The sequence below is a fragment of the Streptomyces scabiei 87.22 genome, assembly GCF_000091305.1.
GTDB lineage: Bacteria > Actinomycetota > Actinomycetes > Streptomycetales > Streptomycetaceae > Streptomyces > Streptomyces scabiei.
The window spans coordinates 397,234-414,611 of sequence record NC_013929.1 but is presented as its reverse complement, the minus strand read 5'-3'; the positions used below and the strand labels follow the sequence as shown (position 1 = coordinate 414,611).

14 protein-coding genes are annotated in these 17,378 nt (G+C 70.8%); 5 read left to right on the top strand and 9 right to left on the bottom strand.

Annotation, left to right across the window (positions count from 1 at the left end):
* Window positions 1-133: 133 nt before the first annotated feature.
* The 3 genes from SCAB_RS45825 to SCAB_RS01670 form a co-directional block, all read right to left on the bottom strand.
* The gene (locus tag SCAB_RS45825; RefSeq protein WP_012998309.1) at window positions 134-259 is read right to left on the bottom strand and encodes a SapB/AmfS family lanthipeptide; all 126 of its coding nucleotides are present in this window, start codon (window positions 257-259) and stop codon (window positions 134-136) included.
* 160 nt (window positions 260-419) lie between these two features.
* A complete protein-coding gene (lanKC, locus tag SCAB_RS01675) occupies window positions 420-3,074 on the bottom strand; it encodes a class III lanthionine synthetase LanKC (protein WP_012998308.1) in 2,655 nt (884 codons plus the stop codon).
* A 361-nt stretch (window positions 3,075-3,435) separates the two neighbouring features.
* Window positions 3,436-4,707, bottom strand: a complete 1,272-nt coding sequence (locus SCAB_RS01670) for an acyltransferase family protein (RefSeq protein ID WP_012998307.1) — start codon at window positions 4,705-4,707, stop codon at window positions 3,436-3,438.
* A 129-nt stretch (window positions 4,708-4,836) separates the two neighbouring features.
* On the opposite strand from SCAB_RS01670, the gene SCAB_RS01665 reads away from it, so the two are divergent.
* Window positions 4,837-8,544 (top strand): nSTAND1 domain-containing NTPase, encoded by a 3,708-nt coding sequence (locus SCAB_RS01665; protein ID WP_106437224.1) that lies wholly within the window; start codon window positions 4,837-4,839, stop codon window positions 8,542-8,544.
* Between the two features lie 10 nt (window positions 8,545-8,554).
* On the opposite strand, the gene SCAB_RS01660 is transcribed toward SCAB_RS01665, so the two are convergent.
* Window positions 8,555-9,085: a hypothetical protein gene (locus SCAB_RS01660; RefSeq protein ID WP_012998305.1), complete on the bottom strand. Its 531-nt coding sequence runs from the start codon at window positions 9,083-9,085 to the stop codon at window positions 8,555-8,557.
* Window positions 9,086-9,197: 112 nt separating this feature from the next.
* Window positions 9,198-10,340 (bottom strand): isocitrate/isopropylmalate dehydrogenase family protein, encoded by a 1,143-nt coding sequence (locus SCAB_RS01655; RefSeq protein WP_078580027.1) that lies wholly within the window; start codon window positions 10,338-10,340, stop codon window positions 9,198-9,200.
* Between the two features lie 244 nt (window positions 10,341-10,584).
* Between SCAB_RS01655 and SCAB_RS01650 the strand changes: the two genes are divergently transcribed.
* Entirely contained in the window at window positions 10,585-11,280 is a 696-nt protein-coding gene (locus SCAB_RS01650) for a GntR family transcriptional regulator (RefSeq protein WP_012998303.1), read from the top strand.
* A gap of 86 nt (window positions 11,281-11,366) precedes the next feature.
* Here SCAB_RS01650 and SCAB_RS01645 read toward each other — a convergent pair whose 3' ends face one another.
* From SCAB_RS01645 to SCAB_RS01635, 3 genes are all read right to left on the bottom strand, one after another.
* Entirely contained in the window at window positions 11,367-12,401 is a 1,035-nt protein-coding gene (locus SCAB_RS01645; RefSeq protein WP_012998302.1) for an aminotransferase class I/II-fold pyridoxal phosphate-dependent enzyme, read from the bottom strand.
* Window positions 12,398-13,747, bottom strand: coding sequence for a radical SAM protein (locus SCAB_RS01640; protein WP_012998301.1), 1,350 nt, complete (start codon window positions 13,745-13,747; stop codon window positions 12,398-12,400). Before SCAB_RS01640 ends, SCAB_RS01645 begins: the two co-directional genes overlap by 4 nt.
* 406 nt (window positions 13,748-14,153) lie before the next feature.
* Window positions 14,154-14,624, bottom strand: coding sequence for a winged helix-turn-helix transcriptional regulator (locus SCAB_RS01635; protein WP_012998300.1), 471 nt, complete (start codon window positions 14,622-14,624; stop codon window positions 14,154-14,156).
* 103 nt (window positions 14,625-14,727) lie between these two features.
* Here SCAB_RS01635 and SCAB_RS01630 point away from each other — a divergent pair, with 103 nt between their 5' ends.
* Window positions 14,728-15,231 carry a PaaI family thioesterase gene (locus SCAB_RS01630; protein ID WP_037725020.1) on the top strand — a complete coding sequence of 168 codons (504 nt, stop codon included), beginning with the start codon at window positions 14,728-14,730 and terminating at the stop codon, window positions 15,229-15,231.
* 28 nt (window positions 15,232-15,259) lie between these two features.
* Here SCAB_RS01630 and SCAB_RS01625 read toward each other — a convergent pair whose 3' ends face one another.
* A complete protein-coding gene (locus tag SCAB_RS01625) occupies window positions 15,260-15,838 on the bottom strand; it encodes a DUF6328 family protein (protein ID WP_012998298.1) in 579 nt (192 codons plus the stop codon).
* Window positions 15,839-15,984: 146 nt separating this feature from the next.
* On the opposite strand from SCAB_RS01625, the gene SCAB_RS01620 reads away from it, so the two are divergent.
* Both SCAB_RS01620 and SCAB_RS01615 read left to right on the top strand, forming a co-directional pair.
* The gene (locus tag SCAB_RS01620) at window positions 15,985-16,518 is read left to right on the top strand and encodes an AAA family ATPase (protein WP_012998297.1); all 534 of its coding nucleotides are present in this window, start codon (window positions 15,985-15,987) and stop codon (window positions 16,516-16,518) included.
* Window positions 16,519-16,643: 125 nt separating this feature from the next.
* The gene (locus tag SCAB_RS01615) at window positions 16,644-17,357 is read left to right on the top strand and encodes an AAA family ATPase (RefSeq protein WP_012998296.1); all 714 of its coding nucleotides are present in this window, start codon (window positions 16,644-16,646) and stop codon (window positions 17,355-17,357) included.
* Window positions 17,358-17,378 lie beyond the last annotated feature (21 nt).

Here is a 17,378-nt window from a genome sequence, read left to right as displayed (position 1 = left end):
GACTGGCGGTGGGCGTGCGGTCGTCGGGGCGGCACGAGAACGCCGGCCCGGGCTGTCCCTCAGCCCGGGCCGGCTCTGTTCAGCGGGTCAGGTCACCCCTTGTGGGGAGGGGGAACGACCCGGAGTGGTGCGGTCAGAGGCACAGCAGCGTGCTGACGGTGCTGTTGGTGCAGTTGACCACCGACAGGGAGCTGAGCACCGACAGGTACTCGACCGTCTCGTCCGGGGTCTCCAGGGCCTGCAGGTTGAGGATGGACATGGTGATCTCCTTCGGTTGGGTTGGTGCTTTCCGGCGATCGCCGGAAACTCTGGGCCGCGACGGCGGACGCCGCGGGATGCCGCGAGGGATGCGGCGGGTTGCCGCGACAGGCGCGGCGGGTGGCCGCGAGGGATGCGGCGGTCGGACCGGCGGGGCGGTCTCAGGGGGCGGGCGCCGGCGTCGGCGGACCCGTCAGGGGCGCGGGCACCGTGGCCCGTCGGCCGCCTGGCCAGAAGGGCAGCGCCGGGGTGTCGGCCAGCGCCGATCCCAGGGCGAGCAGGATGCCCGCGGATCCGGTGGCGAGGTCCATCGACAGGCGCAGCAGCTGCTCGCCGGGGAAGGCCGCGTGCCCCCGGTGGGGGATGAGGTGCCAGACGAGGCGCCGGATGTGCCGCCGGACCAGCGGATCGTCGACGGGGGCGTCGTCCCGGAGCAGGTGGAGCAGCAGGATCAGACCCGCCCGCCCGTTGAACAGGCTGGGCTGGACGATGAACTCGGGCTCGGCCGCCAGCCGTATCTGCTCCAGGCTCTGCCGCAGCCCGGCGTCGGGGCGGTGGCGCAGCACCGCGTGCAGGACGGCGGCGATGCCGGCGCTGCCCGTCTCCAGGTACGGCAGCACCCGGCTGCCTTCGTCGACCTGGAGCGTTCCGTCCGCGCCGACGACGCAGCGGGCGAGATCCAGGCGCAGCGCCTGTTCGGCCAGGTCGAGCAGGCCCGTGTCGCCGGTGCGGTCGTACAGGCTCAGGAAGAGCAGGGCCGAACCGGAGGGGCCGTGCAGGAGCCCCGGGCGCCGGCCGGAGGCGGGGCCGCCGGGTTCGTCCATGAGGCGGGCGGCGAGACGGTCGGCGACGTCGACGGCACCGGCCAGCAGCGAGCCGTCGGAGGTGGTCGCGGCGAAGTGCAGCAGGGTCAGCCCGACTCCCGGGAGCCCTCCCGCGAGGTCGCCGCCCTGACCGTCGAGCGGTTCCTTGAGGAGCCGGTCGAGGAGGTTGTGCGCCTGTCGGGCCTGACCGAGACGGTCAAGGGTGAGGGCCACGCCGTGGGCGCCGGTGTAGAGACCGGGCCGGCAGGGACGGCGTGCGACGGCTTCCAGCAGCCACTCGACATGATCCGGAGCGACGGGAGCTCCCACGGAGTGCAGGGCCCACAGCACGCCCGCCGCGCCGTAGGCGAGGCCGAGTCCGTCGTGGGTGAACTGGCTCGGATCCCCGGGGAAGAGACGGTCCGTCCGTTCCGGGGTGGCGCTCGCCGCGATGGCCGCGGCCAGGGAGTCCCGCAGGGCGGGCCAGTCGGCGCGGTCGCCGCTGAACAGCGCCGACAGTCTGTCGAAGTCCGACGTGCCCGCCTGTGCGGGGGGTGCGGAGCGGACCGGGTGTGCCGGGGACGGCAGCGTGGGGGAGGGGGTGGGGGGCGGTGAGAGCGAGGAAGGCGGGGCGGACCGGCCGGCGTCCGTCGCTGGGGGGAGTCCGAAGCGTCTGGAGGCGGCTCTGCTCAACTGCCGGCGTTTGTCGGGGTCCAGCGCCGTGAGCTGGGTCAGCGGCATGAAGATCCACAGCCGGAGGGCGTCGAGAGCGTGGTCGTCGATCGCGTAGCCCTTGAGGTCCGCGGGGGCCGCGAAACCGGCGGCGCCCAGGCCCGGTCTGACGAACTCGTCGGCCGGCGAGGCCAGTTCGAAGTCGATGAAACACACCCGTCCGTCGGGGCGGACGATCAGGTTGCGCGGGTGGAGGTCCCCGAAGACGACACCGCGCGCATGGATGGCACGCAGTCCCTCCTCGATCTTCGCGAGGACGTCCAGCGCCTCGTCCCTGAAGCGCTCGATCTCCTCGGGAGCGGGGTCCGGATGGATGAGGGGGTAGCGCTGCCCGAACCATCTGTTCAGGGGCTCACCGGATATGTACTCCTGCACCAGGAAGTGGTGTTCCCACGCGGTGTGGTGGTCGAGGGCGGCGGGGACGCAGGGGAGGCCCTCCAGCCGGCGCAGGATGTCGTGCTCTCTGCCGAGACGGGTGACGGCGTCGTCGCCGCGCTGGTCGAGTCCGGCGTCCGGGCGGGCCTCCTTGAGGACCACCTCGTCTCCGCCCGAGGCGCGCCGGGCGAGGTAGATGCCTCCGCCGTTGGAGAAGTGCAGGGCCCGTTCCACGGTGTAGGGGAAGTCGGCCATGCTCGTCGTGGCCCGGTCGGCGAGCGCCTTCGCCAGCACCGCGGGGACGGGGGCCCACTCGGGCACCTCGAACACCGCGCGGCGCACGTCGGGGCGCAGCCGGCCCGACGGTTCGCGCAGGGCCAGGACGAGTTCCCCGGTCTCCGACCGGCAGAACTGCTCGGTGAAGCCCCCGTAGCGCAGGTACAGCGGCCCGTTGCGCCATCTCAGATCGCTGAGGATGTACGGGCCCCGCTGGCCGGCGAGGGCCTCGTCGAGGTCGTTGAGGGAACGTTCCAGCTGAGGTTCGTCGACCGGGTAGAGGGTCATGAATTTGCCGCTGGACCCGCGGGAGGCGTACTTGGCGTTCTGTGTCTGCACCAGGGCGGGACTACGCAGGAACTTGTAGGCCATGCGGTGCTCGACGCAGTAGGCGCCGACCACGGAGAGGATGTGCTCGGCGTTGTCCAGACAGGCCGACACGTGGATCTTCCAGCCCTGGTCGGGCAGTTCGACCCCGGCCGGCGTGCGGCCCACCCACACCTCTCGCGCGGAGCCGGTCCAGCCCGAGGGCAGGGGCTCACCGACCGCCGCGAACTCGTCCGAGCTCGCCCAGCGGACCGGCGAGTCGTAGAACGTCGCATCCGCGTACGAATACGCTTCATAGCGCATATCCATAAAACTCCCCCAAGTCGGCTAAATGCTGTTCCCGGACGAATGCAGTACCAACGGTGTCTCCACCCCACTTCCTGTGCCGGTGGTAGGGTGACCACTTTTTGTCCTGCGATGTGAAGGTAAGGTACGGTCGGCTGCCGTCGGCAGAGCGCATTCGGCGCGCACCACGGGGCGCGCGAAGCCCGAGCGCCTGGCCGCCGCACCCCTCAATTGCACCGCGCATATGCGTTCGACTTCTGTCATGGGCAAACTCTCTTGCGGGCGTTGCGACGGCACATACGTCTGCGAAGCGGGCGTGTCCCGCGCGGTACACGGATGTCGTGACGGCGCAGGCGCACGAAAGAGGGACTGCGGCTCGTCAGCGTCGTGGTGTGCGGTGTGCCCATCTGCGCCCGAATCTCTGGCTCGGCGCTTCGATCCAGCGGTAGGTCAGGCAGCACAGCGGCAGCAGCGCCATGCAGAACGCCACTTCGAGAGCGATGCTGTCGTGCCGACGTCGGCCGATCGTGCTGTCGATGACCGCCAGCAGGACCGGATGCACCAGATAGACCGAGTAACTGATCGTGCCCAGTCCCGTCAGGACACGCGGCAGGCCACGGCCGCGTACCGCCAGTCCGGCACCGAAGGTGACCAGGGCCAGGAGAAACGCGCTGATCCAGCCGCGCCGCGTGAAGTGTTCCGCGCCGCCGAACCAGTACGCACTCCCCACGGCGCAGACGGCCACGAGAATGGTGGTGCCGGCGGCGAAGCGCCAGGTGCACTGGCTGTTCTCGGCGCGGTGGACCGTGGTTCCGAGGAACATCACGGCGAGGATCACCAGACCCTCCCACAGCGGGACCGTGCCGTTGAAGGCGACGAGCGTGAGGGCCAGTACGCCGCCCAACACGCCCCCGAACAGGCGGAGTACGGCGGGCCCGGCACTCGCGCAGCAGACGGCGAGACCCAGGGCGATCGAGGCGCACGCGATCACCGGGCCGGTGTCGAACACGCCGGACAGGGCGGAAGGCGGCACTGCCACCCCGGCCGCCACGCTCACTGAGGCGAGCACGGCCAGGACGACCGCGACCGACGCGGAGCTCTGGTGAAGGCGGAGGGTGAAGAGAGCGACGACCAGCAAGTAGAAGGCCATCTCGTAGGAGAGCGTCCACAGGACGAGCAGGAGGCTGGGCGTTCCCAACAGCTCCTGCAGCATGGTGATGTGAGCGGCCATCACGCTGACCGTGCTCTGCCGGCCGAAGTCGCGGATCTCCGCGATGCCGAGAGCGTCGAAGGCCAGCAGCATGGTGACGACAGCCGCCAACAGCGGGTGGACACGGAAGATCCGCCCGATCCAGAACGTCCGCACAGAGCCCCGGCGCTCCAGTGAACGCGGAATGATGTAGCCGCTCACCAGGAAGAACACCATGATGCCGTAGCGGCTGGTGTTGAAGTGGGGCATCAGTTCCCGGCGGAACTCGGGCATGAACGTGTACGAGGAATGGTCGAACACCACGACGAGCGCGGCGATGCCGCGCAACGCGTCCGGCCAGTCCAGCCGCGACGGCCCGGACGGAGAAAAGGTGCCGAGTAATCGTCTGATCGCGGACGGTGACAGTGTTGGTGCGGCGTTGTCCAGAGGGGGGAAGCGCATGGGTGAGCAGCAATCTCTTCGGTCGGGCAGGCCCCGGTCAGGGTGTGGTGATCACCGAGTTCAGCGGCTGAGGATTTGTTCGGCAGTACCGTTCCGGCAGTTGAACAACGCTGCCGAAGGGGTGAGGGTGTGGCGGGACGTCCTGAGGTGCCGGTGGACCCGGCAGCCAGTCCGGTCCGGCGATTCGCTTTCGAATTACGGGAGTTGCGGGCGGAAGCGGGTGGCATCACCTACCGTTCGCTGGCCCGGCGCGCCGGCTTCTCGGTGACCACCCTGTCGCAGGCGGCGGCCGGGGAGCGGCTGCCCACTCTGGCGGTGACCCTGGCCTATGTGGGGGCGTGCGGTGGAGACCTGACGGAGTGGGAAGCCCGCTGGAAGGAGACGGTCACGCAGTCCGCCACCGACGGCGCCGGGGACGATGACGGATCCCCTGCGCCCTACCGGGGGCTGGCACGGTTCGAGACCGGGAACAGCGGCCTGTTCTTCGGCCGGGAACAGCTCACCACCGATCTGGTCGACCTGCTGCGCCGACGACGCTTCGCCGCGGTCTTCGGCCCCTCCGGCAGTGGCAAGTCGTCCTTGCTTCGGGCCGGCCTGATACCCGTCCTCCAGAATGCTCGGGGACGGGACCGGCGCCCGGCGGCCATCAGGATCCTGACACCGGGCGAACACCCCGCCCGCAGCCACGCACCCGTGCTCAGTCCGGCGGTCGCCTCCGACGGTGACGGCGGGACCGACACGGTCATCCTCGTCGACCAGTTCGAGGAAGTCTTCACGCTCTGCCATGACCCGGACGAGCGCGCTCGCTTCATCGATCTGCTGCTGACGGCCCGGCAGCCCGTGAGCCGCCTGCGGGTGCTGCTGGCGGTGCGCGGCGACTTCTACGGTCGCTGCGCCGAGCACCGAGACCTGGCCGACGCACTGCGTGACGCCAACCTGCTCGCCGGACCGATGAGCCCGGCCGAACTGCGGAACGCCGTCGTCAAACCGGCCACGGCCGCCGGCCTGACCGTGGAGCGCGCCCTCACCGCCCGGCTGGTCGAGGAGGTCGCCGACGCGCCCGGCGGGCTGCCGCTGCTGTCGCACGCGTTGCTGGAGACATGGCGCCGCCGCCGCGGAAAGACCCTCACGCTGACGGGCTACGAGGCGGCCGGGTGCCTGGACGGAGCGATCGCCAAGACCGCCGAAGACGTCTACGGCCGGTTCACACCCGCCCAAGCGGTCGCCGCCCGGCGGGTGTTGCTGCGCATGGTGGTCCCCGGCGACGGCACCGCCGACACCAGACGCCCCGTGCACCGTGCGGGACTGCCCGATACGGACCAGAACGACTCGGCAGGCGTGGTGGAGGCCCTCGCCAAGGCGCGGCTGCTCACCCTCGACGGCGACACGGTGGAGCTGGCCCACGAGTCGCTGATCACGGCCTGGCCCCGGCTGAGCGGCTGGATCGAGGAGGACCGCGAACGTCTACGTGTGCTGCGGAACCTGACCGAAGGGGCGCACACCTGGCAGGACCTCGCACGGGAGAAGGACGCGCTGTTCCGCGGGAGCCGGCTCGCCTCCGCCCGGGAACACTTCGACGACGCGGAGCGCGGGGAACTGACCGATCTGGAGCGCGCCTTCCTGAAGGCCGGCCGCGATCACCAGCAGAAGGGTCGCCGCAGATACCGATGGGTGCTCACCGCGGTCACAGGCGCACTGTGCCTCGCCCTGGTGGCCGCCGGTCTGGCCATCGCGCAGCGGCAGAGCGCGATCACCGCGCAGCGTCTGGCCGAGTCCCGGCAACTGGCCGCCCAGTCAGGGGCGTTGCTGCGGTCCGACCCCGACCTCGCCGCCCTGCTCGCCGTCCACGCCTACCGGACCAGCCCCACCCGCGAAGCCGGTGCCGCTCTGTACGCGGCCGCCGCATTGCCGTTGCGTAGACGCCTGGTCACCGGCACCGAACCCGTGATGTCCATGGCCCTCAGTCCGGACGGGCGCACTCTCGCCACGCACGGCAAGGACGGCCGCACGGGGATCTGGGACCTGCCAGAGGGCCGTCTGCGGCACTCGTTCACCGCACACGGCAGCGGAGGCGTCGCGGCGTTCGGGCCCGGCGGGCGAGTGCTCGCCGTCGCCACCGGAGACACCATCGGCGTATGGGATGCGACCACGGGCACCAGGATCTCCACGCTGCCCGCCGCCGACGGAGCAGTCATCGGTATGGCCTTCAGCCCTGACGGACATACCGTCGCAGCCGCCTACCCCTCGGCCGTCCGGGTGTGGGACGTGGCCACGGGACGCGTCCGGCATCACCTCACCGGGCTCGACGCTCCACAAGCCGTCGTCTTCGCCGCCGACGGACGAACCGTCGCCGCAGTGGGCCACAACGGCTCGGTGCGAGTGTGGGACACGGGCTCCGGCCGTACGCGTACCGTCCGCGACGGGCGGAGCGAAGGCACCACCGCGGTGGCCTTCAGCCCCGACGGCCGGACCTATGCGACGGTCCGCGCCGACGGCTCGACGCGACTGCGGGAGGTGATCACCGGCACCCTCCTGCGGACGATCAGGGGCGGTTTCGAGAACTCCCGCACGGTCGTCTTCTCCCCGGACGGACGCATCCTCGCCGTCCCGGACTCCGGAGGAACCGTACGCCGGTGGGACGCCGCCACCGGAACCGAGTTGAGCACCCTGACCACAGGTCACCGCGGGCGAGGTATCACCCACGTCGCGCTCGGTCCGGACGGCCGCACCATGGTCACCGGCAACAACCTGGACCCCGCCGTACGCGTGCACGACCTGCCCGCCGACCGGCCCAGGACCACCTTGGCGGGCCGGCCCGGCACCTCCGTCACCGACCTGGCATTCGGTCCGGACGCGAGGACCGTTTCCACGGTCGGCCAAGGACCCCCCGGTCGAGCGGCGGTCCAGCTCTGGGATGCCAGGACCGGCGACCGCAGAGCCACGCTGCCGCTCGACAGGAATCCGGCACGACGAGGAGGGGACCTGCCGATCACGGTTCTCCGCCCCGCGGCCCTGGGATTCGCCCCGAACAAGGACGTCCTGGTCGCCCGAGTCGGCGAGAACGGAAAGGCGGAGATCCGCGACGTCGGCACGGGCCGTTTGCGTCAGAGCCGTGCCGTGGGGAGCCTCGACAAACCGGTCTTCAGCCCTGACGGGAGGCTCCTGGCCTTCGTCGGGAACGGTGGGGCGCTGAGGATGTGGCACCTGTCCACAGGCGCCCTGCGGACCCTGCGCACCGGCGGCACCCAGTCCGTCAGGACGGTGCTCTTCGCTCCGGACAGCCGCACCCTCGCCGTCCTGACCGTCGAGGCCGACGGAGACCGGATCACGCTCCTCGACGCGGCCACCGGACGCGCACAGCGCACCGTCGAACCGAGCGTCCGGACCTCGCTGTCACTCGCGTTCAGCCCCGACGGACGCACCCTGGCCGCCGCTAGCAGCGGCGGGTCGGTGAAGACGTGGGATGCGCGCACCGGCGGGCTCCAGGACAGTTTCCGCGCCGACGGTGAGGTGAGGTCGTTGGCCTTCGGCTCCGACGGACGCACGCTGGCACTCGGCACCACGACAGGGGTTGGCCTGTGGGACCTCACGACCGCCCAGAAGCGAGCCGCTGTGCCGACACGCCCCGTCGCAGCGGTGGCCTTCGGCCCGGACGGGTACACCCTGGCCATCGCCACGGGCAACTCTGTCGCACTGTGGAACATCGACCTGCCCGACCCGGTGCGCGCGATGCGTATCGTCTGCGAGGCTGTCGACCGTACGCTCACCTCACAGGAACAGGCCCGATACCTCCACGACCAGTCCGCTCGCGTCGGCTGCCGACCGTCCGCACGGTGAGGGGGCCGCGTCACTCGCCGGACATGGGCCCCGGCCGGCGCGTTGTGAGTGACAGCAACACTCGCTCCCGGACCATGTCGACCTCGAGGACCTCGGCGGTGACCTCCCGGCCGACGGGGACGGTGTCCGAGAGATGGTCGGGACGGGTCCTCGCGGTGAAGCCGTCGATGTCCACGAAGGTGACACCACGGTCGGCGATCCCGCTCACCGTTCCGGTGACGACCTTGCCTCGGTACAGAGACTTGAGGAGCGCCCAATGGAGGTCGCTCGGAGTCGGATCGGTCCGCCAACGAGCGCGCAGGACGCCGTCGTTGTCGGGCAGGACGGCGGTGAACAGCGGCTGGCGTACGCCCGCGTACAGGGACAGGGCGGCAGCGGCGAGGGCACCGGTGGATTCTGCCGCCTGCTCCGCGAACCGGATGTCGTCGGCGATGGTGCTCGTGATCCGGCCCTCTGCGTCCTCCAGAACGAGCTCGATGGAGCCCTCTTCGGGGAGACTCGCCAGGACGGCGGCAACGTCGGTGGACAGGTCCGGCCACACGGCCAGCTGAGCGCGGGGGGTGAGTCGAGCGCGGACCTGGTCGAGGGTGCCGTCGGTGGATGACGGTCACCGTGGACGGTCGGTCCGCTCGGTGCCCGGTTCAGCCGACCGGTCACCGCCGACCGGTCGAGGCCACGACACGGTCGATCGAGGTTACGACCGCCTCCGTGAACGCCCGGCATCCCGCCGTCCCGCCCATGTCCCGGGTGGCCGTGCCCTGCGCGAGGGTGGCGGCCACGCCCTTCTCGATGACGCTCGCGGCACGTACCAAGGCCGTGTCCTCGTGCCGGGCGCCCAGCCACTGCAGCAGCATGGCCGTGGACAGGATCATCGCCCCCGGGTTGGCGAGGTCCTGCCCGGCGATGTCGGGCGCGGAGCCGTGTGCGGCCTGTGCCATGGCACGGTCCTGTGAGGCGTTCAGGGAAGGGGCGATGCCCAGGGAGCCGGCCAGCTCGGCGGCGAGGTCCGAGAGGATGTCGCCGAACATGTTCTCGGTGACCACGACGTCGAACTCCTGGGCCCGGCGCACCAGATGCACGGTCATGGCGTCGATGTGGAAGTCGTCGACCTCGACCTCGGGGTAGTCCTGGGCGATCTCCCGGCAGACGTCCCGGAACAGCCCGGTGGTCAGCCGGAGGACGTTGGCCTTGTGGACGACGGTGACCTTGTTGCGGCGCTCTGAGGCCAGCTCGAACGCCTCCCGTGCGATGCGCTCGCACGCCGCGCGGGTGACGATGCCCATCGCGAGGGCGATGTCCGGTGTGGGCATGAACTCGCCGGTGCCGCGGTGGGTGTTGCGGTCGGCGTAGAAGCCCTCGGTGTTCTCCCGCACGATGACCAGGTCGGTCCCGGGGACGACGGCCTTGCCGCCGGGAAACGACTTGGCGGGGCGCACATTGGCGTAGAGGTCGAAGTGCTTGCGGATGGTGCCGCTGGGGTTGAGCTGGGAGCGGAACGGTTCGGGGTAGGCCGCGCTGTCGTGCGGGCCGAGAAGCCATCCGTCGGTCTCGGCGAGGGCAGCGAGGGTGGCCGTCGGGATCGCCTCGCCGTGCTCCTCGATGGCCTGCGAGCCCACGGGCAGTGGTTTCCAGGCGACGCCCGGGGCGCCGACGGCGGCGAGTGCGGCGTCGGCGACCAGAACCGAGGCCGGGACGATCTCGGGACCGATGCCGTCGCCGTACAGGACGCCGAGGGTGTAGCGGTGCGGGGTGTCGGCGGTCGTCACGGGACTTCTCCGGCGGGGGTGGGTGGTCATGTTCCTCCTTCTCGAAGGGGCCCGTGGCGTGCCTCGGACGCGGTCGCCGCAACAGTGACGGTTATAACCTATGGAGGTCAACCCGCCAGGAGGGCCGCGGTCGCCCCGTGGCCATAGAGGGCGGGATCGGCAGGGCAGATCGCGAGTCGAGAAGCAGAGGCCCGGATTGCCTTCCGGGTAGGATGCCTTGGCAGGGGCCGGGCTTGCCGAGTTCGTTATAACCGTCGATGGCCGGAGGGGGCGCATGCGGGTGCCGATCGAGGCCGTGGAGACGAAGAGCGACCTCGCCTACCGCCAGGTCCGCGACCGGATTCTCTCCGGGGAGCTGGAGCCCGGCTCGGTGATCCAGCAACGTGAACTCGCCCGCTCCATCGGCATCAGCACCACGCCGCTGCGCGAGGCACTGCGTCGCCTCAAGGGCGAGGGCCTGGTCGACCTGGACGCCCACCGGGACGCGCGGGTCGCGCCGCTGCGGGCCGAGGAAGCGCGCGATCTCCTGGAGCTCCGCCGGTCCCTTGACCCGCTGGCCGCGTCACTGGCGGCCGAACGGCGCACCAAGGCCGACATCCGCGCCATCCGCGCCGCGGCGGACGGGCTGGCCCCGCTCCCTCCGCACCCGAGCGTCGGGCAGTTGGTGGCTCATCGACGCTTCCACGCGGCGATCTACACGGCCTCCCACAACGACCTGCTCATCGGGACGTTGGAGTCCCTGTGGGACAAGGCCGACCGCTATCGGCGCCTGGCGCTCCGTACCGACCGGGGACAGGAGGCCCGGGACCAGAAGGCCAGGGAACACGACCTGCTGGTCGAGTGCGTCGCCCTCGGTGACAGTGCCGGGGCCGAGGAGATCATGCGCGGGCACATCGACACCAGCCTCGGAGCCACGGCCGTGCGACGGCTCGGACACGCCGGCTCTGCCGCATCCGTCCGCGAGGGGTGACCCGACTCCGGGGCCACCAGCGGGCCTCGCTCCGGGCCGGGTCTGTCCAGCGCGCCCGCATACGAGATGGCCCCTCCTCGCACACCTCAACGCCGACGCACCGGGTGCGGAGCCGGCGTCGGTGCCGGGCCGAAGGCGTCGGCAAGGCTGGTCAGGACCGAGCCGGACCATTGGGTCGCCCCGAACACGCTCACCGGCGCGGCGAGCACGCCGTACTCGCGCCGCAGCACCTGCGCCGGAATGGCGACGGGAAAGAAGTAGTTGCCGGGACAGGTCCGGCTCGCTGCGGAGATCGCCCCGAGCACGTCCTCCGGCAGCCGTTCGAACAGCCGCTCAGCCCGTGCCGCCAGTTCCGCGACGACCTGACGGGGCACGTCGCCGTGCTCCGTCAGCAGCCGGTCGGCGAGCTGCAGTTGCGCCGGGGCCGGCGGATCCGCCCGGAACGCGTCGGCCAGTTCGGCGTCCGCCGTACCCAGCAGGGCCACACCGAACGTGCGTGGCCACAGCCATCCCTTGGTGGCCGAATGCAGCAGGACCGCACGTCCGGTGTCCAGCAGGCGCCGGGTGCCGGTCGCGAACGGGGTCTCCAAGTCGTAGACGGTGTCGATCAGCAGACGGCGCCGTGGAGATTCCCTCAGCCACGCGATCAGTTCGGCGCACTCGGCGTCGGACAGGTGTCGGCCGAGCGGTTTGCTGGGGTTGGCCAGCAGCAGGTACTCGGGCCGGTCGACTGCCGGCGCTCTCGGCAGGGCCGGCGCCGGTAGCGTCGGATAGGAAGCCGGTTCCAGCCCCGCGGCGCGGGCGAGTTCGAAGTACACCGGGTACACGTCACCGGGCAGCCACAACCGTCCCCGCGCGGCGCGCAGCCAGGGGAACACCACACCGAGCCCGTGCCGGACCCCTCGGCTGACCATGGCACGGCCGGACCACTCCTCCGGCAGTTCGTAGCGCCGCAGCCAGGCTCGGGCGAGATCGCAACGGTGCACGGTGGGTGTGCCGGTGGGCAGTTGCGGTCGAAGCGGGGCGAGCGCCCCGTACACGTTGGTCTCGGCGGCGTCCAGGAGCGAGGGGGAAGCACTCAGCTGTCGCTGCCGGAATTCCTGGAACTCCTGGAACCTCATGCCGTCGCGCCTTCCGCCACGATCTCGCTGGCCCGGTCCTCCAGGGAGGCGTAGCAGCGTCCGTCGGCCATGACGTTCCAGCTGCGGGCGATCCCGTTGGCGCGTTCCCAGAGCAGGCTCGGTTCGGTGTACGCGGCGATCCGTATCGGCCGGCCGTCCCAGGTGCCGTCGTAGACCGGCGACCCCCAGGGCAGCCGGCTCGCCAGGGCGAAGCCGTGCCGCTCGGCGAACCGGGTGACGAGGGACAGCGACACCTGGTGCTCCCGGCTCCAGACGTTCGCGGCGCGGTCGAAGTAGAGCGACTCGGTGCTTGTGGACACATAGAGTTCCTTGAAGCAGACCTCCTCGACGCCGAGAGCCGCGGCCCACGAGAGGTAGGCGGCGATGCCGGCCGCGTCGGCGACGCCGCCGTGCTGGAGCACGCAGATCAGTCTCGTCCGTAGCCCCGGCCAGCGGTCACGGTCCACGCGCCAGGTGTCGACGACCGAGTGCACCGGGGTGCGCAGCATCATCAGCCGCTCGTTGACGGCGTCGTCCTGATGGTGCCGGGAGACGGCGAGCACGCTCAGTCCCGCGGTGCTCAGGGCCGCGAGGCGTTCGGCCCGGTCGGCGTGCTCGCCCTTCGCCAGCGTGTGCGCGTTGGTGATCAGGACGACTTTCGGGAAGGCCGCCGAGCAGGCCGACACCAGGCGCAGTTGCTGGTCGAAGGGGATGAGCGTGGGCTCCCCGCCGCCGGTGATCACCGCACGCTCAGCACCCGCCGCACGGGCGCGCTCCAGCCAGTGGGCGACCGCGTCCCACGGGACCCGTGCCGGCGGCTGGTCGCTGGAGATCGAGGCGGAGGAGAAGCAGAACGAACAACGGGCCTGGCAGGCGGAGGCGACCGGCAGCATCGACACCGAGCGCGGTCGCGAGTCGGCGTAACGACGCCGTACCGAGGGGTGAAGGCGGAGAGAGGCCGCCATCGTGTCCTCGACGGTGGTCGGGCGCAGCGTGAAGTCGTCGCCCTCCTGGTCGAGTTCGTCGAGTTCGTACAGGGCCGACAACCGGATGCGGGGCCGGCGCAACTCCATGCCGAGGCCGGTCGACGCGTTCGGCACCAACTCGTCGGGGTCCACCGTGGTTTCCAGCACCAGCAACCGGTCGCCCGGTATCGCCAGACGGTCCAGCAGTCGTCCTGCCTTGCCGACGCCGATCCCCAACTCCGCACGGGTCAGCAGATGGAACCGGTCGGGATAGGTGCTCTCCGGGATCCCCGCCTTGCCGTAGGCGTACGCGTACTTGTCGAAGCCCTTCGCGAAGTTCGACAGCACGATGACGTGGAAGCGCTGGTCACTGTGGTTCATTCCGTCATCATGCATGAACGGGCATCGGACGATAGGGGTCTTATTCCTGGCATATCAGCATCCCCGGTCGTAGATCGCCCGCAGCACGGCTCCCTGACGACGGGCGTCCGCGCGAGCGTGTACCGGAACGCGTCCCGGGACGGGCGGAACGGGTACCACGGGTGCGGCGGCAGCGGGTCGTCCCGTTCCACGCCCGTCGGCAGCCCGCCGAGCACGGGCAGCCGGGTGCGGTGCGGTGGGAAGGCGAGTTCGGCCCAGAGCGCGGCATCCATGGGGACCGCCAGACGACGCAGAAGGCCCCACCGACCGGGCGAGTACCTCGGCGTTCGGGCAGCTGCCCCTCCCCGGGCCGGAGAGGCGCGTGCGGGCCGTCCTCGTCGACACACCATGGGCGCGCCGCCGGTGCTCAACCGCTCCGGCGGCGCGCTCCCGGACCCGGCCGGGCCGTGACATCCCGGGGAGCCAGCGCGGAGTGCTCGGCGGCGCACTCCACCACCACCCGGACCGGCGCCCCGCAGTCGGAATGGTGCAGGTCGAGCACGGGACCCGCCGGGTCGCCGGCATACGTCTCCCCCCACTGGCGCAGAGCGATCAGCACCGGCCACAGATCCCACCCCTTGCGCGTGAGCCGGTACTCGTTGCGGGCACGGCTGCCGGGATCCCGGTAGGGGACGGTGGTGAGGATGCCCGCCGCGGTCAGTTTGCGCAGCCGGTCGCTCAGGACCGCCTCCGACAGCCCCATGTGACGGCGGAAGTCGTCGAACCTGCGTACGCCGCTGGCGGCGTCCCGCAGGATCAGCAGACTCCACTTCTCGCCGACGACGTCGAGCGTGCGCTGCACGGGGCAGTTGTCCGTGCTCGCCTCAAGCCACTCCATGCCGTCATGGTAGGGACTCTGGCTTCGTCATTGACAGTCAGAGACGGTGACAGCTAACTTCGATCTACGAAGTCAGGTGGGAGTGGAAGCCGGAGGCGGGACCGTGGGGCGGATGCGGACGTACGAGTGGGAGGATCCCCAGCTTTCGGCAGCAGCCGTCGGCCGTGTCTCCGGTCTGGAGTTCCTGCGTGACGTGAAGGACGGCCGGCTGCCCGCCGCGCCCATCGCGGCCACCCTGGACATGGCCCTCGACGAGGTGGAGTTCGGCCGGGTGGTGTTCTCGCTGACGCCGGGGGAGGAGCACTACAACCCGATCGGCAGTGTGCACGGCGGAGTCTTCGCGACGCTGCTCGACTCGGCCGCGGGGTGCGCCGTGCAGTCCACCCTGCCGGCCGGCATGGGATACACCTCACTCGACCTGACCGTGAAGTTCCTGCGGCGCATCACGGTGGACACCGGCACGGTGCGCGCCGTCGGCACGGTCCTCAACGGCGGCCGCCGTACGGCACTGGCCGAGGCGACGCTCATCGACGGCGAGGACCGCCTCCTGGCCCACGCCACGAGCAGCTGCATGCTGATTCCGCTGCCCGCGCGGTCACAGACCTGACCACACCGGTCAGGCGTCACCACACAGGTCAGGCGTCCTCGCCGGACCGGGTGCGCCGTCCGGCACGGCGGCGCAGCAGCAGCGGCAGGGCGTACCAGCACACGCCGAACCACAGCATGACCGCCCCGACGAGCAGTTCGGCGAGCACGCCCGGGACCACGAACCGCAGGATCAGCAGCAGCGTGCAGCCGATGGTCAGGGCGAGAAGGACCATGCCGCACATCATCATGCGCGCGGCGGTCTCCACCAGATCGTCCTTCATACGCTGACCCGACAGGAACCGGTGCATGGAGACGGGCGCTATCAACGCTCCGGTGGCCGCCGCGCCGAGCACCACGGTGGTGACGTAGATGGTGCGGTCCAGCGTCTCCAGCTCATGGAACAACGGCGTGAAGGCCACGCTGAGAAGGAATCCGAAGAGGATCTGCACACCGGTCTGGGTGACCCGCGTCTCCTGCAGGATCTCGTTCCAGCGGCGGTTGACCCTCTCCCGCGCCGATTCCGGCGCTTCGGCCTCCGCGGCCGTCGGGTGGTGGTGATCACGGTGGGCACAGCAGGCGGTCTCCTGTGCTGCCGCCGGTTCGGCCGGCCGCTCCGTCAGGGCCATGACTTCCTCCTGGTTCGGGGAGCGACCGTTTGCCCGCCCGGGGCGTTTTCATGCCTGCGAGGGCGGGGAGGGCCAACCCTGACATCGCGTTCGGGCGCGCAGTGGGCAGAGGTGGCGCCGTCGCTGCCTCGGCACGGGGAGGCACCATGGTGGGAAGCGACGAGACCAGGCTGGTCGTGGTGCGGGGCAACAGCGCCTCGGGCAAGTCGTCCGTGGCGGAACAGCTCCGGGAGAAGTTCGGCCGCGGCCTGGCCCTGGTGGCCCAGGACATCCTCCGCCGCACCGTGCTGCGCGAGCGCGACCGGCCGGGAGCCGCGAACATCGGCCTGATCGACCTGACCGCCCGCTACGCCCTGGACGCCGGCTATCACGTCGTCGTCGAGGGGATCCTGTACGCCGACCACTACGGCGACATGCTCGCGCGACTGCGCACCGACCATCGCGGCCCGACCCATGGCTACTACCTGGACGTGCCGTTCGCCGAGACGCTCGCCCGGCACGCCACCAAGTCGTTCGCCCAGGACGTCGGCGAGAAGGAACTGCGGGAGTGGTACCGGCCGGGCGATCTGCTGCCCGGCGGCGTCGAGACCGTCATCGGGGTGGACAGCACCCTGCAGGAGACCGTGGACCGCATCATGGCCGAGACCGGCCTGGCACACCTGCCTGCGGTGGACCGCTGAACCGGTGCACGCCCTGTGCCTCTCCACATCCGGCCGTGCCGCGTCGAGGCCGGTCGGCCCCACCCCTGCCGGGAGAGCGAGCCCGCACGTGCGTGCGTTCGCCGTGCCTGGGCGACACTGGTGGAGTGATCGTCGAACGCGCGTATGCGCACCTTCCTTCGCACGACGAGGATGCCTGGCCCTGGTCGGTGCCCTGCGTACGGCAGATGCTCCACGAAGGGCTGCGGTTCACCGCGCCGGTGACCTTTCTGGTGGGTGAGAACGGTTCGGGCAAGTCGACCCTGGTCGAGGCATTGGCCGAAGGGTTCGGCCTGGACTCCTACGGCGGCTCCCACGACTGGCGTTACGCCTCCCCACGCGGCAAGTCGGCCCTCGGCGAGCGCATGAGGTTCGACGCCGCCTCGGGGCGCGGCCGGCGCATGGCCACCAGTTGGTCGGCCCGCAAGGGCTTCTTCCTGCGTGCCGAGACCGCGCTGGACGCCCTGGACAGGGAGGGGTTCTCGCCGGAGGAGGTCAGCCACGGCGAGGGCTTCCTCGCCGCGTTCCGTGGGAAGTTCCTCCACGCCGGGCTCTATGTCCTCGACGAGCCGGAGGCGGCGCTCTCCTTCACCTCGTGCCTCGAACTGATCGGGCACATCGACCGGTTGGCCAAGCAGGGCGGCCAAGTCATCTGCGCCACGCACTCGCCCGTGCTGACCGCGCTCCCGGGAGCGGACATCATCGAGGTCGGTGAGCACGGAATGCGCAGGGTCACCTGGCGGGAGCTCGACCTCGTGGATCACTGGCGCCGCTATCTCGCCGATCCGCACGCCTATCTCCGGCACATCGTCGAACCTTAGGGGGCCCGCCCTCGGCCCTCC

What these genes read in the sequence shown, in the direction of transcription:
- SCAB_RS01620 (WP_012998297.1), top strand. Translation starts at nt 15,985, where the DNA reads ATGGTGGGAAGCGACGAGACCAGGCTGGTCGTGGTGCGGGGCAACAGC.
- lanKC (WP_012998308.1), bottom strand. Translation starts at nt 3,074, where the DNA reads ATGCGCTATGAAGCGTATTCGTACGCGGATGCGACGTTCTACGACTCG.
- SCAB_RS45825 (WP_012998309.1), bottom strand. Translation starts at nt 259, where the DNA reads ATGTCCATCCTCAACCTGCAGGCCCTGGAGACCCCGGACGAGACGGTC.
- SCAB_RS01635 (WP_012998300.1), bottom strand. Translation starts at nt 14,624, where the DNA reads ATGGAGTGGCTTGAGGCGAGCACGGACAACTGCCCCGTGCAGCGCACG.
- SCAB_RS01670 (WP_012998307.1), bottom strand. Translation starts at nt 4,707, where the DNA reads ATGCGCTTCCCCCCTCTGGACAACGCCGCACCAACACTGTCACCGTCC.
- SCAB_RS01640 (WP_012998301.1), bottom strand. Translation starts at nt 13,747, where the DNA reads ATGAACCACAGTGACCAGCGCTTCCACGTCATCGTGCTGTCGAACTTC.
- SCAB_RS01650 (WP_012998303.1), top strand. Translation starts at nt 10,585, where the DNA reads ATGCGGGTGCCGATCGAGGCCGTGGAGACGAAGAGCGACCTCGCCTAC.
- SCAB_RS01655 (WP_078580027.1), bottom strand. Translation starts at nt 10,340, where the DNA reads ATGACCACCCACCCCCGCCGGAGAAGTCCCGTGACGACCGCCGACACC.
- SCAB_RS01645 (WP_012998302.1), bottom strand. Translation starts at nt 12,401, where the DNA reads ATGAGGTTCCAGGAGTTCCAGGAATTCCGGCAGCGACAGCTGAGTGCT.
- SCAB_RS01625 (WP_012998298.1), bottom strand. Translation starts at nt 15,838, where the DNA reads ATGGCCCTGACGGAGCGGCCGGCCGAACCGGCGGCAGCACAGGAGACC.